The following is a 17,223-nucleotide window of genomic DNA, read 5'->3' as shown; positions in this document are numbered from 1 at the left end:
CATGGACGATATTACCGACTTTAATACCCGTAAAGTCATTACCTCTGGCATCGCAATTATTGTGTTTGCTGTGGGCGGTTTCGCTCTTTGGGCTGGGTTAATGCAAATTGATGCCGCGGCTATCGCGCCCGGTAAATTGGTGGTCGAGTCGCAGCGCAAAAAAGTGCAGCACTTGCACGGTGGACAGGTAAAGCAAATTCTCGCGTTTGATGGGCAGCAAGTTGAAAAAGGTCAGACACTGATTGAGCTCAGTGATATACAAGTTGAGGCTGATTACCAACGCATTTTATTAAAGACTCTTAGAGCGCAAGCTCAAATCGATAGATTAACCCCCTTGCTAAATGAAGCCGATATCATCAATCAAACACAGCTAGTTTTTTCTCCTTTAATTAGCGTGCATCAAGAAAAGCCTGAAATTAGTCAACTTATTGTGATGCAGCAACTGATCTTCGATCGACAAATGTCAGACTACAAACTGCTTAACCAGCAATACCAATTCCAGAAAAACCAGCTAGAGCATAGTTTGAAAGGAACTGAGTTAAGAATAAAAGCTACCGAAAAGCAGCTCAGCTTAATCAAGGAAGAGGTAAAGATGAATGCCAGTCTGCTTGATGATGGTTTTGTATCGAAATCAAGGCATTTAGCCATTCAACGCAGTGAATCAGGTGTTGAGGGATTGCTTGCTCAACTGACATCAGAGGCAGAGGTGATTACTGCTCAACTTGGTGAATTAACCCAAACTCATGCAACCAGCCGATCGCAGCGCCAACAAAAATGGGCCCAGCAACTGCAAGAGCAGCGTCAGCTTAGAGATGAAGGCTTGCATGCATTATCGGCTCAGAGTGATAAGAAGCAGAATATCAATATTACCGCAGAGCATAGCGGAACTGTAGTTGCTATGAGCATACATTCCATTGGCGCTGTGATATCGCCTGGTCAGGTGTTAATGGAGCTTGTGCCAGAGTCAGACGAAATGATCGTTGAAGCGTATGTTCGTCCTGAAGATATCGATGTGGTGTATGTCGGCCTATCCACTCAAGTGAGGCTAACCGCTTACGACAGCCGAGATGCAATCCCGATGCAAGGCGAAGTTATTCATGTTTCCGCCGACCGTTTTTTTGCGGCATCAGCCGGACAGCCTGAAGGTTATTTAGTTAAAGTTAGGCTTAATTTAGATGATACTCCACAACCTAATATCAAACTCCACCCAGGGATGTCTGCTGATGTATTTATCGTGCTTCAGCCCCGTTCACTATTGCAATACTTACTTTCCCCGCTAGGTCACTCCTTCGAGTTGGCATTTCGAGAAAGTTAATTGAAAACAATACTTAATTTAAGAGGATTCTTGTCATGGACGATAGCAATCAAAATGATTTGTTAGTAGGAACAGAAACAGATAATCATTTAGAAGGACTGGAAGGTAATGACATTATTGATGGCCGAGCAGGTGATGACTACCTAGTCGGAGGTGCGGGCGATGACAATATTTCAGGCCAAGAAGGGCAAGATTTTATTCTAGGGGATCAAGGGCTAGATCAGCAATCAACAACGCCAGTGGTTGAAACCGCAGAGACAACGGCTTGGGGCGTAGCGCAGACGGTATTTACTGCCGGTAATACTCTAAGCCCTATCACTGATAATTCTCCTGCTACGCAAATTATTAATATTGGTGGTCATGTTGGTAGTGCTGGTAATAACTTTAACTTGAATGTATCTGTGCCTGCAGGTAGCCCTTTGTTGGATGCTGGTACAGAACTGACCGTAAATATTCTTATTCCAGATGCCAACGGGGAAATGGTTATTGCAACCACCGGAACCGTGACGCAACTTCCTGACGGCACGATTCAAATTAATTTTGAGCTGATTCCTGAACAATTAGATTCTAGTGGTGATATTCAGTTGCAGTACCTTACGAGTGGATTAGAACCGAATGAAGAAGTGGTTATCGATTCGGTAGAACTCGTCGCATTAAACACTTATGACGACATCCTTGATGGTGGTGTTGGAGATGACCATTTAATGGGTCAGCAAGGTGAAGATACCTTATATGGCGGTGAAGGTGACGATCTGCTCGATGGTGGTATTAATAATGACAAGCTTCATGGGGAGGCGGGTGATGACTTGTTGATGGGCGGACAAGGCGATGACTTACTTAGCGGCGGTGAGGGATCTGATACGCTAATGGGTGGTGATGATGCCGATACGCTGCATGGTGGTAGTGGCAACGACACGTTAATGGGAGAGCTGGGTGATGACACCTTATATGGTGAAGAAGGTGATGACTTACTAATAGGTGATGATGGTCAAGATGCTTTATTTGGCGGAGCAGGACATGATCAGCTATTAGGCGGTAAAGGCGCTGATGAATTAACTGGTGGTGAGGGTAATGACTATCTGCAAGGCGATGAAGGTCATGACGTGTTATCTGGTGGCAAAGGGAATGACACAATAGTTGCAGGTAGCGGTGATGATGTATTGCAAGGGGATGAAGGCGATGACCTTTTACTTGCAGGTACAGGCAATGATGCCCTTGCAGGCGGAGACGGCAATGACAAACTATTTGGTGAGCAAGGAAATGACACCCTAAGCGGCGGCGATGGCAGCGATGAATTACATGCTGGTAGCGGTGATGATTTATTAACTGGTGGTTCTGGTGACGATGTGCTCTTCGGCTACTCCGGTGCCAATTTACTTGATGGCGGTACAGGTAACGACACCATTTATGGCGGTAGTGATAGCGATACTATAGTAGGTGGTGAAGGCGATGATCTTGTATATGCGGAATCAGGTGACGACAAGATTGACGGCGGGCTAGGTAATGACGCTCTATATGGTGGTGAAGGCAATAACATTATAGATGGTGGAGAAGGCCACGACACAATTTTTGCAGGAGATGGCGATGACAGCTTAACAGGTGGCAGCGGTGACGACACGATTTACTCTGGTGATGGTAAAAACACCATAGATGCTGGCGAGGGAAACGATACTGTTTATGCAGGTATTGGTGAAGACAATATTGATGCTGGTAGTGGTGATGATGTGGTATTTGCTGGCGGTGGCAATGATACCGTGATTGCTGGAGCTGGCAGCGACACCATATATGCTGGCGCTGGTGATGATGTATTAGCGGGTGGTGAGGGCGATGACACTATCTACGGCGAAGATGGTGATGATCTTATTAGCGGCGGTGCGGGTAACGATACCTTGTATGGTGGTTCTGGGCGCGACAGGCTTGAAGGTGGCAGCGGAGATGACAGTCTTAGCGGTGGTGGTGGGGATGATATTTTGCTATCAGGCTCTGGTAATAACTTTGTTGATGGCGGCCAAGGTGATGACAATATTATTGCCGAAGAAGGCGATGATGTGCTCATTGGTGGTGATGGTGTTGATAGCATAATTGCTGGGGCAGGTAACGATATCGTGGATGCCGGCTCTGGTAACGATAACATTGACGCCGGAGAGGGTAACGATACTGTTTATGCCCAAGGTGGTGACGATACTGTTGTTGGTGGATTAGGTAACGACTTACTTCACGGTGGTGTTGGTAATGATCACCTTGATGGTGGAGAAGGCGATGATGCTCTTTATGGCGATGACGGTGTCGATACGCTTGTTGGCGGATTGGGTAATGACATGCTTGATGGCGGCGCTGGAGCTGACATTCTTCAAGGGGGAGAGGGCAACGACACTTTAATTGGTGGCGCAGATGATGACAAATTATCAGGTGGAGTTGGCGACGATATTTTAGTCGGTGACGGCGGTGATGACGTGTTATTGGGTGAGGCGGGCGATGACACCATCTATGCAGGTTCAGGCGCTGATATCCTTGAGGGCGGTGATGGTAACGATAAGCTATTTGGTGGCGATGGTAACGACGAGCTAAGAGGCGGTGCTGGTTATGATGAGCTTTATGGCGGTGCGGGTAACGATACTCTCTATGCGGAAAACGAAGCGGGTCTGCTGGCGGGTGGTGCAGGTGATGATCGCTTAATAGGCGGTACAGCAGACGATGAGCTTTATGGTGATGCGGGTAACGATACTATTACTTCTGCCGAGGGTAATGATTTTGTTTTCGCCGGCGAAGGTAACGATAATGTCGATACGGGTGTTGGCAATGATACTGTTTTTGCTGGCGGTGGTGACGACATCATAGATACCGGTGACGGCGATGATAAAGTTTTTGGTGAAGACGGCAGCAACACTATTAATACTGGGGCGGGTAAAGACGAGATCTACGGCGGAATAGGTGCTGACACAGTATTTGCGGGCGGGGGTGATGATGTAATCTATGGCGGTGACGGTAACGATAATCTGCATGCAGAAGACGGAGATGACTTTGTCGATGGCGGTACAGGTGATGATGCTATTAGCGGTGGCCTTGGTGTCGACACATTATTTGGTGGTGATGGAAGTGATACCATTAGTGGTGATGAGGGCAACGACTTGCTGTTCGGCGGTGAGGGCAACGATAACCTCAGTGGTGGTGAAGGAGACGACCAACTTTATGGTGAGGGCGGTAACGATACATTAGCGGGTGGTGTGGGTGCCGATCTGCTATTTGGTGGTTCTGGTAAAGACAAGCTAGATGGTGGTGGCGGAGATGATCAACTCTTTGGTGATGACGGCAGCGATACTATCGTCGGCGGTTTAGGGGCTGACTTTATTGATGGTGGCAGTGGTAGTGATGATATTGATGGCGGAGAAGGCGACGATATTCTTTTAGGCGGCGACGGTGATGACACCATTGCAGGTGGAGCAGGAGCTGATAAGTTATTTGCTGGCAGTGGAAATGATCACCTATTAGGTGGTGCAGGTAATGATGAGCTGCACGCTGAGTTTGGTGATAACACCTTAGATGGTGGCGAAGGTGACGACGTATTGTATGGCGGCGCGAATAACGACACTTTAATTGGTGGTGCTGGTAAAGATTATATTGAATCGCACCAAGGCCATAATATCGTTGATGGTGGCGCAGGTGAAGATACCATTATTACTGGCAGCGGCAACGATCAAATCGCAGGCGGCGCCGAAAACGATAGTATCGAAGCAGGTAATGGTCATAACATCATAAGCGGTGGTGCTGGTGATGACAATATTGTTGCCGGCAGTGGCAATGACGTTATAACTGGTGACGAAGGCCACGATACTATTCACGCTGGCGAAGGTAATAACCAAATTAGTGGTGGCAGCGGAAATGACAGCATTGTAGCGGGTAGCGGCAACGATATAATTTCTGGCGGAGAGGGCAATGACACCATCAATGCAGGTAATGGCGATAACCAAATAAGCGGTGATGATGGCAACGATACCATTGTCGCAGGTGCGGGCAGCGACATTATTGCTGGTGGAGCCGGTGATGACACAATTCGCGCTGGTGATGGTCATAACACTATTACTGCAGGGCTTGGTATTGATTCAGTAATCGCGGGTTCTGGTAACGACAATATTTCAGGCGGCGATGGCAATGACGTCATTGATGCTGGTGCTGGCAATAATGTACTAAGCGGTGATGCTGGCAATGATACTCTGGTCGCTGGTGGCGGGAATGATGTGCTTAGTGGCGGCGAGGGCATTGATAACCTTAATGCTGGTGATGGTAATAATGAGCTTTCGGGTGGCGCTGGAGACGACAAATTAGTCAGTGGCTCAGGTGCTGATTTGTTAGACGGTGGTGACGGTAATGACTCTCTATCTTCGGGTAGCGGTAACGATCAACTCTTTGGTGGTGCAGGTAACGACACCCTAAGTGGCGGCTCAGGCGATGACATGCTTTATGGTGAAGCTGGAAACGATAAGTTAACCGGTGGTGGCGGCCATGATCAGTTGTTTGGCGGTGAAGGTGATGACAAGCTAATTGGTGGCGGAGGTAATGACCAACTGCATGGTGATGCAGGCCATGACCAATTAAGTGGTGGTAGCGGTAACGATTTATTATTTGCCGGAGAAGGCAACGATAGCTTAGATGGCGGTAATAATGATGATGAACTATATGCAGGCAGCGGTGATGATAAGTTAGCAGGTGGCAGTGGTAACGATAGTTTATTCGGTGAGGCGGGTAGCGATACCTTAGACGGTGGAACTGGTGCTGACTTAATGTTTGGCGGTGGCGGTGACGACACCATAGTATTTGACCGAGAGGACTTTGGTAGCAACGCTGATGGCAGCATGAACAGTGATAGCTTTAGTTACGATGGTGGCGACGGGTTTGATGTGCTGCAGGTATCAAGTAGCAATAATGAAATTATTGATATGACAGGCGCAGGCATTCAAAACATGGAGGCCTTTATTGTTGAAGACGGCGTAACTGATATTCAGTTGATGTTGTCGCTCGATAAAATCTATCAACAAAGTGATGGAGACGGTATTGCATCTAACGATGCTGACGACCCATTTGAAAATAATTTCTTAGTCGTCGGTAGCGAGAATCTAGATTTATCGGGTGGTAATTGGAGTCAATCTGAAACCATGTTAACTAGCCAAGATATGGATGATGAGCTTCGTGAAAAATATGAAGCAGAAGGAGTCGACATCGACACCTTACAAGGCTTTATTTTCTCCAGTGACGAAGGAGATGTGGTCATATGGAGCGATATAGACTTATCTGATATCTCGCTCAATGATGAAGCATTAGGTTAGCACGTTAGGTTGCCATCACATTTTGCCCTGCGGTGAGCCAAAGTAAAAAGGCGAGGGCAAAGATGATGGTCAAGCTGATCCCTATTATATAAAGAAACCCTGTTTTACCTTGTTTTAACGGTACGCCGTTATAGTTAAGAAAAAGCGCCCAAGCCAGAGAAAGTAATATTGGCAGAATGAAAAGTTTAGTCATATCTAAGCGCTCCAATAGGGTATTTATATTTAGTAGAATATTGAAAAGTATAAAGTAAAAAGGCCGCAATTGCGGCCTTTTTTATTAAAGCTAAAGTGAATGTTAGCTACGAACTTGCTCTATTTCGGTATTTTCTTGGGCGTAAAACTGCTGCTCATCAAGCTGACCTTCAGACTTACCTATCACTACCGCTGTCATCATGTCGCCTGTAACATTGGTTGCTGTGCGGATCATGTCGATAATGCGATCAACAGCTGCGATAAAGGCGATACCTTCAAGCGGTAAACCAACAACACCTAAAGTCACAGTTAGCATCACCATTGCACTTCCTGGAACGCCTGCAGTGCCGACTGAGGCCACAGTCGCTGTAACAGCAATCAGCATGTAATCGGTCATATCAAGTGGAATGCCATAGATTTGTGCAATAAAGATTGCCGCAATAGCAGGGTAAATGCCGCCACAACCGTCCATATTCATGGTCGCGCCTAAGGGCAATACAAATGAACCATAACGTTTAGATACACCCATTGATTCAGTACAGCGCGTGCTAGCTGGCAGGGTGCCAAAACTTGATGCAGTGGTAAATGCAACAATTTGTGCCGGTATTGCTTTACGGAAAAATTGAATCGGGCTTAGTTTTGCTGCAAATTTAACTAGGCCGCCATAAACAAAGATAATGTGTATGAGTGCAGCTAAGTAAATAGCGCCAATAAACTTACCTAGTGGCAGTAAAGTCGATAAACCATATTCGCCTACAACCCAAGCCATTAAACCAAATACACCAATAGGAGTGAGTTGTAAAACCATACGAGTCAGCTGGAACATCACTTCTGCACCTGCTTCAATAGTGCGCTTTAATGGCTCGGCTTTTTCACCAACTTTATTAATTGCGATACCAATAAGTGCTGCGAAGATAATGATCTGTAAAACTTTACCTTCAGCCAGTGAGGCAAATGGATTGACCGGGATCATATCTAACAAGACTTGGGCAAAGCCTGGCACATTTCGCTCTCGCACTTCTGTAGCGACAAGCTCCATTGAGCCACCCATATCAATCACTGAACCAATTGTTAAACCGATTAGTGACGCAATCGTACCGGTAAACATAAACATGGATAAGGTTTTGAAGCTAAGCCTCTTAAGACTAACTTCTGACCCGAGTGAGGTAATGCTGACAACAATTGCACAAAAAATGAGTGGCGCAACTAGCATCTTAATCGCGCTAATAAAGAGATCACCTAACGGTTTGAGTACAGTTGCTGATTCACCAAAAATGACACCGACGCCAGCACCTAAAATAAAGGCGGCTAATACTTTCTGCCAAAATGGGATATTTTTAATTGTTTGCCACATTATCAAAATTCCAGTGTTTGATTTTTATTAAACAACTTATCAGGGGAGTAACCTTTGTCTATAGCATCGACTAGTTTGCAGACATTAACGCGTAAACTCTATCGAGATTTACATTTAGTTACCCAATTGGAGTCATTCTATAGATAGTGTTGCTTGCATCACAAACCGATTTGGTTATAACTTATCGTAATATAAGAGTTTGTTTTAATAACTTTAAATTTTAACCCTGTTGCAACATGGTAAGTGTTTTGTCATCAATTGTGTAAAAAATTAAGTTAATTCACTAGATAAGCGAATTTTTTAATTTGTGGATTGTCGATATAACCAAGTATTTTGCTTAGAACTTGTTATTAAAACGGATATTTTTTTACTCCGTAAATTCAAATTTCATCGCTGGTTGTTTTTCTTGTTGTGGGTAATACTAGACGCAATATTGAACTGCATTGTAAGAATTAGACATTATAGCCAGTTGTGAACAAGGAGAACGTCATTGAAAAAATGGATATTAGCGGCGGCAGTGAGCGCTGCATTAATGGGCTGTGCGGGACAACAACAAAGCGCAGTAAATTTACCAGAAGGTGTAAAGCTGCTTGAGACGGTGAGCTTTACAGGGGAGCAAGTTGGCATCCCATATCGTAAATATCAATTAGCGAATGGCTTAACGGTTATTTTGCATGAAGATCACTCAGACCCTTTAGTCCACGTTGATGTTACCTACCATGTGGGCTCTGGCCGTGAACTAGAAGGGCGCAGTGGCTTTGCTCATCTATTTGAACATATGATGTTTCAAGGTTCGCAAAATGTCGGCGACGAGCAACATTTTAAAATTATCACTGAAGCCGGTGGAACATTAAATGGCACCACTAATACCGACAGAACCAATTATTTCGAGACTGTGCCTAATAACCAGCTAGAGAAAATGCTTTGGCTTGAATCTGATCGCATGGGCTTTTTCTTACCGGCGCTAACAGAAGAAAAATTTGAAGTTCAGAGAGAAACGGTCAAAAACGAGCGCGCCCAACGTATCGATAATCGTCCTTACGGACGAATGGGAGAACGCTTTAACCAAGCATTTTATCCTCAAGGTCACCCCTATTCTTGGCCTGTCATTGGCTGGCCAGAAGATTTAAATCGCGCTGATGTTGAAGACGTGAAACATTTCTTCCAACGTTGGTATGGCCCTAACAATGCCACTTTAACCATAGGCGGTGATTTTGACGAAATGCAAACTCTCGCTTGGGTAAATAAGTATTTTGGCGAGATCCCAGCAGGCCCTAAAGTCGACGCGCCAGTCAAAGAGTTGGTCACTTTAGATGAAACTCGCTACCTATCTATGGAAGACAGAGTTCACCTGCCACTGCTTCGTATTGGTATGCCAACAGTTTATGCCCGCCATGAAGATGAAGCGGCACTTGATTTACTATCAAATATTCTTGGTGGCGGCAAAACATCTCTGTTTTACAAAAACCTAGTTAAAGATGGCCTAGCAGTGCAAGCTGGCGTTAGTCATCCATGTCAGGAGCTTGCCTGTCAGTTTTCTATGTATGCGTTAGCGAACCCTGCTCGCGGTGGCAACTTAGCTGAAATCGAGCAAGCCATGCAAGATTCGATAAAGGAGTTTGAACAGCGAGGTGTAACCGATGACGACCTTGAAAAGGTTAAGGTTAACTTTGAAGCGGGCACTATTTTTGGCCTGCAAAGCGTACAAGGTAAAGTGTCTAGCTTAGCCTTCAATGAAACCTTTTCTAACAATCCAGACATGATAGGTTTTGATTTAAAGCGCTACGCCAATGTCACCAAAGAAGACGTGATGCGGGTGTTTAATAAGTACATTAAAGACAAGCCAATGGTAGTTATGAGTGTGGTACCGCAAGGTCAATCACAATTGATCGCTAAAGCAGATACCTTTACACCAGCCGCTGAAAAGGTTGCAGCTGTTGCGGTTGAAGATCTCGATGTTAAACCGCAAATCGTGTCATCGTTTGATCGCAGTGTTATCCCTGCAGAAGGTCCAGCTCCTGTACTGACTATGCCAGCACTTTGGCAAGGTGAGCTTGCTAATAAGATTGAAGTGATTGGTACTGAAACCAGTGAAACACCAACGGTTGAGATTGTTATCTACCTTAATGGTGGTCACAGACTACTCGGCGTAGAACAGGCTGGTCTTGCTGGCATGACGGCGGCGATGATGAACGAGTCTAGCCAAAAGCGCAGTGCAGAAGAGTTAACTCAAGCGCTAGAAATGCTCGGCAGTAATGTAAGCTTTAGTGCTAGCGGTTACCAAAGCCAAGTTAAGATTTCATCGCTAACGGCAAATTTAGATAAAACCATGGCGATTGTGCAAGAAAAGCTTTTTGAGCCAGGCTTTAAAGCGGCAGACTTTGAGCGTGTTAAACAGCAAAAGTTACAGCATTTACAGCGTGAGCTTACCGAGCCGAATTATTTAGCCTCAACGGCGTTTAGTGAGTTGCTTTATGGTAAAGACAGCCCATTTGGCGTAAGCAGTGGTGGTACCCTTGAAACAGTGTCTGCAATGACGCTTGATGATGTCAAAGCTTTCTATAAGAAGCAGTACACAGCGGGTAACGCACAAATCGTTGCCGTGGGTAATTTAAATGAAGCGCAAATGGTGTCAAAGCTTGCTACGCTTTCTACTTGGAAAGGCGCTGCAACGCCACGCCCTGAGCTTGCTGAGCTGCCTAAAGTGGATGGTGGTAAAATCTACATTGTTGATAAACCAGAAGCGGCGCAGTCAGTGATTAAGATTGGTAAGCGTGGTCTAAAGTACGACGCAACTGGTGAGTTCTTTAAGTCATACTTGATGAACTATCCCCTAGGCGGTGCGTTTAACAGTCGCATCAACCTCAATCTGCGTGAAGATAAAGGTTACACCTATGGTGCAAGAAGTTACTTTACTGGTGGCCCTGAAGAAGGTTTCTATCAAGCAACGGCAAGTGTGCGTAGCGATGTAACTAAAGAAGCGTTAGTTGAGTTTATTAAAGAGATTAGCGCCTTCCAAAAAGACGGCATGACACAGAAAGAACTCGACTTTATGAAGAGCTCTATTTCACAGTCAAAAGCACTTGATTATGAAACGCCGTATCAAAAAGCAGGGTTAATGCGTAATATTCAACGCTATAATTTGGATAATAATTACAGTGAACAGCAGACTGAGATTACCAATGAAATTAGCCGTAATGAGTTGAACCAATTGGCTAAAGAGCAGTTGGATTTAGACGATATGGTTATTTTGATTGTGGGTGACCGCGCCAAAATAGAGTCTGAATTATCAACACTTGGTTATCCAATTCAAGTTTTACAGTTGTAAAAGCTTGATCTAGACCATATATCCGGGAGATGGTGTCGATTCTGTGGCATCATCTCACCGTTTATTATGTTGGCAGTTAAATAAACGCTAATTTGGTACGACTTGAAATTTAAGTTGGCTATGGCGGGTCTGACTGACATGCTATTAAAGTTAGAGTCACGTACTAGAGAGTAATATATTGAAATCTTTCAATGAATTAGTAGGCAAACTGTCGGATCCGGCAAGTCGTCAGGCGCTAAAATCAATGCAACGTGGCATTGAGCGTGAAGCGTTAAGAATTGAAAAGTCAGGTCATTTAGCCTTGGATAAACATCCACAGGCGCTGGGCTCGGCATTAACGCACTCGCGGATCACCACTGATTATAGTGAGTCATTACTAGAGTTTATTACGCCAGTTTTTGAAGATATTGATGAGCTAGTCGAAGATCTGACTTTGACCCATGCCTACAGCGTGCGCCACTTAAATGGTCAGCGTTTATGGCCTGTGAGTATGCCTTGTTATTTAGGTGACGCCGGCGATATTCCAATCGCTGATTATGGCAATTCTAATACTGGACAAATGAAGCGACTATATCGAAAAGGCCTAACTTACCGATATGGCGCGCAGATGCAAATTATCTCTGGAGTTCACTTTAACTTTTCAGTTTCAGATCAGTTATGGGACCGACTTTATGAGCTTTCAGATACGTCGTTAACCTTAGAAGACTTTATTTCAGAGTCTTACTTTGGCCTTATCCGAAATTATCGCCGCTTAGTGTGGGTATTACCTTATTTGTTTGGTGCATCCCCAGCACTGTGTAGCACCTTCATTCAAGATCCTAAAACTAATAACTTCCCATTTGAGGTTATTGGTAATGGTACTCTTTATTTACCTTATGCAACCTCTTTACGCATGAGTGACTTAGGTTACACCAACCAAGAGCAAGATAATTTAAACATTAGCTACAATGGCTTGCCTTGTTACTTAGAGGGCATGAAGTCAGCGATTAATATGCCGTCAGCTAACTTTGCTAAAATCGGTGTCAAAGTTGATGGCGAATATCGTCAGCTTAACGCCAATATTTTGCAAATCGAAAACGAGTTTTATTCGCCAATCCGTGCAAAACGTGTTGCTAAAGGCAATGAGAAACCGTCAGAGTCTTTAGCTCGAGCTGGTGTTGAATATATCGAAGTACGCGCATTAGACGTTAACCCTTACAGCTCTGTGGGTATTGAAAAGTCACAAATTCGTTTCTTAGATTTGTTCCTACTTAACTGTTTATTACAGCCGTCTAAAGCGACTGATGCAGCAGAAGAAGCTGAGATTTCTGCCAACCTAAACTCGGTAGTATTAGAAGGGCGTAAGCCGGGATTAATGCTAACGCGTTCAGGTGAAGATATTAACCTAAGTATTTGGTTAGATTCGTTATTTGACAATTTAAAAGATATCGCAAAATTGCTTGATGACGAGCAAGATGATTATCAAGTTGCTTTAGCTAAGTGGCAAAAAGCAGTTAACAATCCTGATGAAACCCTATCGGGTCAAATCATTAAAGGTTTGAAAGAAGATCAAATTGACCACAGTGATTGGGTATTAGAACTTGCCGAGCAATATCATCAACAATTGAAAGCTTATCCGTTATCGGAAGCGATGACTTGTCGATATGAACAAGATGCTAAGGTATCACTTGAGAAGCAAGCTACTATCGAAGCTGAGCCAAGTGTGAGCTTTGATGAATTCTTAGCTGATTACTTCAAGGCGTAATAGCGTGATTAAAAGCGCTATATCAGCACTAAGCTTGTCTGTATTGGCAGTACTGGTATCTGGTTGTGCATCACAACCAGATACCAGTAATCAATGCGGCATAGTTGCGACGTATATGGAGCCAGATCCTGAAGCTAATATTTATCGAGCGGTGGTAACTCACCTAGATGGTAAACCTGTTATTTCTCAGCCTAATTATCGTCTCAGCCCAGGTAAGCATACGTTTATTCTCGCCGAGCTAATTGACGCGCCTAGCCTGAAAGTTAAGCTGTCAGCACGAACACCAAAAGAGTTGACCATCTCTGTTGAACATAATGAGCGCTATCATATTGGTGCTAAGTTTAACGTAGATAAGGTCTATCGTGGTGATGATAGTGGTTTTTGGCAACCAGAAGTTTGGCTACAAGAGTCCTATGAGTGTGAGTTTCCTGCACCGCTTTAATCTACGACTGGTATCGATTTCCCCTTCTTGATTTGTAACACAATTTACTCAAACCTCAATTGCATGTTTTGCTTATCAATGTGACACTACGACTTTGCTTTTACTGTCTGTTGGTATCCTTATTTTATGAAATGGCCTGCATTATTTGCGACTGTTGTTTTAGCAACCCTGTTAACAGGGTGTGCCACTCCTCCTCCGAAAGATCCTGAGAATCTTTGTTCGATATATACTGAAAACAGATCTTGGTATAGCGCGGCTAAAAACACTCGTGAAAAGTGGGGCGTACCTGTGCATGTGCCGTTGGCAATGATGTACCAAGAAAGCTCCTTTAAACATAATGCAGCCCCGCCAATGGAATATTTTTTAGGTTTTATCCCTATTGGTCGAGCCAGCGATGCCTATGGTTATGCGCAAGCAAAAACAATGACATGGGATGATTACGTAAAAGAAACCGGTAACTCTTGGTCTAGCCGCAGTAACTTTGACGATGCGATGGACTTTATGGGCTGGTTTATTTACAAGACCCATAAAATAAACGGTGTGTCGAAATGGGATGCTCGTAACCAATATTTAAATTATCACGAAGGCTGGGGCGGATATAAGCGTAAGACCTATAATCAAAAAGCTTGGTTGATTAAAGTTGCTGCTAGGGTCGATGCTCGCTCTAAACGGTATGCTGCGCAATATAGGCAATGCCAAGAAGATCTTGATTCATCATGGTTATGGCGTTTATTTTTCGGTTAAGCGAATAAGTTGTCACTCAGCTATTAATGAGCCTCTGCAGTGCAGAGGCTTTTTTATTTAGATCTCCTCCGGCAAGATAGTGATGAGATTGGTAATGTACTTGAAGTGATAAAAGGGATTGCTAAGCAAACTAACTTATTAGCATTAAATACGGCTATTGAGGCGGCTCGTGTCGGTGAGCAAGTGCTTACCGGGAATGGCTTTTTGAACTCAAGAGTCGACTGTTGAGAGCCAAAGTATTGTTGATGAGTTATCAAGATAAAACCAGCAGTAAAATAGCGACTATTACAGCAAGCCAAAAAAGTTTATTACAATGCGAAAGCATCACTGCTGCATTTATTCAAATCGACGCAGTGTTAAACTAATTGGATAGGCTTGCTGGGGAGATCCGTTTCAGTATTGAACGACAAAAACACGCGACCTCTACCATAATAGATAAAGTGGGCGAAATTGAACGGTTAAGCCACGAAATGCACGCCAGCTAAAAAGTACTTCACAGCAAGCTCAACAACAAAAACATACTTCTATAATGCTCGATAAAGCTCTTAGAGGTATTTGCGTGTAATCTTTTAGCTTAGGTTGATGATTGCTTGAGCCGCTTGTTGCGATACATAATGTCATCGGCTGTTTTAAAACTTGCTGCTAAATTGCCTTGGAACTTAGCAATACCATAACTAAAGCTTATGCTTTGGCTAAGGTTACCACTAGTATGGGGAGAGAGACCAGATTGCTGCTCGGTTAATGCTTGTTGCATTAACGTTAAGTCAGCTTCAACTTTTTCCAAAGGGCCGTGACAAAGCACGATAAACTCATCTCCACCATAGCGCGCAACCAGATACTGTTTATGCCAATGCTGCTTTAGTATATTGGCAAAATGTTGTAGTGCTTTATCTCCTGCAAGGTGGCCACCTGTATCATTAATCATTTTGAGGTTATCGAGATCTAGAATCACTAAATAGCTGCCAAAGTGCTGCTTAATTTTCCAGTCTTTTACACCTTGTTCAAAGCGTTGTCGGTTGTACAGTTGAGTTAAGCTATCAAAATTAGCTAATAAGTTAATCTGGCGGGTCTTTTGATATAGGGCAATGGCATTTGCTGCTTCATGAGTCAAAATCGCGACGAGGTTTCTATCGTAGTGGTTAAAGGCTTTTGGCCTAGCACTATCTAGGTTGAGCATGCCATATAAGTTGCCATCAATATGTATCGGGCTAGAAAGAGTTGACCGAATAGGCGCTTGCGGTGCGGTGAGTAATACATTTTGTTCTTCAGCAGATAAAGTACTGTGGGCATTGATATTTGCCATATCATCGATCACCACCACTCTATCGCATTTACCTTTTGTCAGTTTGTACTCAAAAGATTGGCTTAGATTAAACTGCACGCTGCGAAGTTTGTTGATATCAATGCCTATAGTTGACTCAAACTGTAACGCGCCATCGTTAGGGTCAACCTTAATAATTGAACCCATTTCTGCACCATCGATACTACTAACCGCTTTTTTTAATAGAGCGTTGAGAAAGGCGCGCTCATCATGATATTGATTAGCAATGTTGACCAGTTCAAAGGTTGTATCGTTTACATGAATAACCTGTTGTAGGTGCTCCCAAAGGCGATTTAGCCGACCTTGGTGAAAGTAATAACTCAAGCTATAACCTAGTAAATAAATGACGGCGACTAAAATTAGGTTGGCAATAGAGTTTGCGCTATGGGTAATGCCAATGAAAATACCCCAACCAATAAGTAAAAGCAGCATGGGGGTACCTAAGAGGGCTAGGTGGGTTTTTAAATCAACAGAATCAATTTTCTTTTTCTTCAAGCTATCTTTAATAGGTGCCATGAATATCCTTATTCGTAAAACTACCGTGATATAAAGTGTTTGCTGATTGAAAGAGTGTTCGTCATAGCGACTCCTGTATTTATTGTTTATGTTTCTCATCATATGTAAAAAAATCATGACTGACAAAGGTGATTGAGCTTTAAGCCCGCCATCGTCGCCATTTTGGCTGAGTAAACATTACTACCACCTAAATGAGAGCATTATTTACTGCTGAAAAAGCAAACCTTCACACAATAAATATAGCAAAATTAACCAGTAAAGATATTTATCAACTATTTTGCAGCTTTGTTATACATATGTATGAATAAGTTATTTGCAGTTATTTCAAACCTTAGGGATAATTGCGCGGCAGGCTTGGGGGAAGCCTGTTTACTAAGTGCGCTAAATTTCATTATAATGCGCGCAAATATAATAATGTACCGCCCTACTCAAGGACTTAAAATGAGCAAACCATTTGTTGCAGTATTAATGGGATCTGATTCAGATCTGCCTACAATGCAAGCCACCCTCGATGTGCTTAAAACTTTCGAAATCAACTTTGAAGCAAAAGTAACTTCAGCGCACCGTACGCCTGCAGCTACGCATGCATACGTAACTGATGCTGAAGCGCGTGGTTGTAAAGTCTTTATTTGTGCTGCAGGTCTTGCTGCGCACTTAGCTGGTGCTGTTGCGGGTATTACAACTCGTCCAGTTATCGGTGTTCCAGTTGATTGTGGTCCACTACAAGGCCATGATGCATTGCTATCTACAGTGATGATGCCAGGTGGCGTTCCTGTTGCAACCGTTGCTATCGGCAGCGCTGGTGCTAAAAACGCAGGTTATCTAGCAGCTCAAATGCTTGCTGTAGGTGATGATGCTCTAGCTGTAGCAGTTAAAGAAGAGCGTGCTAAGTCAGCTGAAGCTGTTCAAGCTAAAGACGCTGCACTACAAGCTAAATTAGCTTAAG

General features: G+C 43.8%; 10 protein-coding genes and 1 pseudogene. 8 read left to right on the top strand and 3 right to left on the bottom strand.

Going from position 1 to position 17,223, the window contains the following annotated elements:
- Position 1 precedes the first annotated feature (1 nt).
- On the top strand, positions 2-1,315 hold the full coding sequence (locus L2747_RS05335) for an HlyD family type I secretion periplasmic adaptor subunit (RefSeq protein WP_248998052.1): 1,314 nt from the start codon (positions 2-4) through the stop codon (positions 1,313-1,315).
- A 35-nt stretch (positions 1,316-1,350) separates the two neighbouring features.
- On the top strand, positions 1,351-6,636 hold the full coding sequence (locus tag L2747_RS05330; protein ID WP_248998051.1) for a calcium-binding protein: 5,286 nt from the start codon (positions 1,351-1,353) through the stop codon (positions 6,634-6,636).
- A 4-nt stretch (positions 6,637-6,640) separates the two neighbouring features.
- Here the strand turns inward: L2747_RS05330 and L2747_RS05325 are convergent, their stop codons facing one another.
- Together L2747_RS05325 and L2747_RS05320 are read right to left on the bottom strand one after the other, a co-directional pair.
- Positions 6,641-6,829: a hypothetical protein gene (locus tag L2747_RS05325; protein WP_248998050.1), complete on the bottom strand. Its 189-nt coding sequence runs from the start codon at positions 6,827-6,829 to the stop codon at positions 6,641-6,643.
- 102 nt (positions 6,830-6,931) lie between these two features.
- Positions 6,932-8,185 carry a dicarboxylate/amino acid:cation symporter gene (locus L2747_RS05320; protein ID WP_248998074.1) on the bottom strand — a complete coding sequence of 418 codons (1,254 nt, stop codon included), beginning with the start codon at positions 8,183-8,185 and terminating at the stop codon, positions 6,932-6,934.
- Positions 8,186-8,672: 487 nt separating this feature from the next.
- Between L2747_RS05320 and L2747_RS05315 the strand changes: the two genes are divergently transcribed.
- From L2747_RS05315 to L2747_RS21520, 5 genes and pseudogenes are all read left to right on the top strand, one after another.
- Positions 8,673-11,510: a M16 family metallopeptidase gene (locus L2747_RS05315; protein ID WP_248998049.1), complete on the top strand. Its 2,838-nt coding sequence runs from the start codon at positions 8,673-8,675 to the stop codon at positions 11,508-11,510.
- Between the two features lie 178 nt (positions 11,511-11,688).
- Positions 11,689-13,254: a glutamate--cysteine ligase gene (gene gshA / locus L2747_RS05310; RefSeq protein ID WP_248998048.1), complete on the top strand. Its 1,566-nt coding sequence runs from the start codon at positions 11,689-11,691 to the stop codon at positions 13,252-13,254.
- 7 nt (positions 13,255-13,261) lie between these two features.
- Entirely contained in the window at positions 13,262-13,696 is a 435-nt protein-coding gene (locus L2747_RS05305) for a hypothetical protein (protein ID WP_428848507.1), read from the top strand.
- Between the two features lie 126 nt (positions 13,697-13,822).
- The gene (locus L2747_RS05300) at positions 13,823-14,440 is read left to right on the top strand and encodes a transglycosylase SLT domain-containing protein (RefSeq protein WP_248998046.1); all 618 of its coding nucleotides are present in this window, start codon (positions 13,823-13,825) and stop codon (positions 14,438-14,440) included.
- A gap of 57 nt (positions 14,441-14,497) precedes the next feature.
- Positions 14,498-14,644 (top strand): annotated as a pseudogene (locus L2747_RS21520) (methyl-accepting chemotaxis protein); the annotation flags it as partial.
- Positions 14,645-15,014: 370 nt separating this feature from the next.
- On the opposite strand, the gene L2747_RS05290 reads toward L2747_RS21520, so the two are convergent.
- Positions 15,015-16,277 (bottom strand): sensor domain-containing diguanylate cyclase, encoded by a 1,263-nt coding sequence (locus tag L2747_RS05290; RefSeq protein WP_248998045.1) that lies wholly within the window; start codon positions 16,275-16,277, stop codon positions 15,015-15,017.
- 441 nt (positions 16,278-16,718) lie between these two features.
- Between L2747_RS05290 and purE the strand changes: the two genes are divergently transcribed.
- A complete protein-coding gene (gene purE, locus L2747_RS05285; protein WP_248998044.1) occupies positions 16,719-17,222 on the top strand; it encodes a 5-(carboxyamino)imidazole ribonucleotide mutase in 504 nt (167 codons plus the stop codon).
- Position 17,223 lies beyond the last annotated feature (1 nt).

The sequence above is a fragment of the Shewanella marinintestina genome (genome assembly GCF_023283845.1).
Taxonomy (GTDB): domain Bacteria; phylum Pseudomonadota; class Gammaproteobacteria; order Enterobacterales; family Shewanellaceae; genus Shewanella; species Shewanella marinintestina.
The sequence above is the reverse complement of the archived record's forward strand: the minus strand, read 5'-3'. Positions and strand labels throughout refer to the sequence as shown.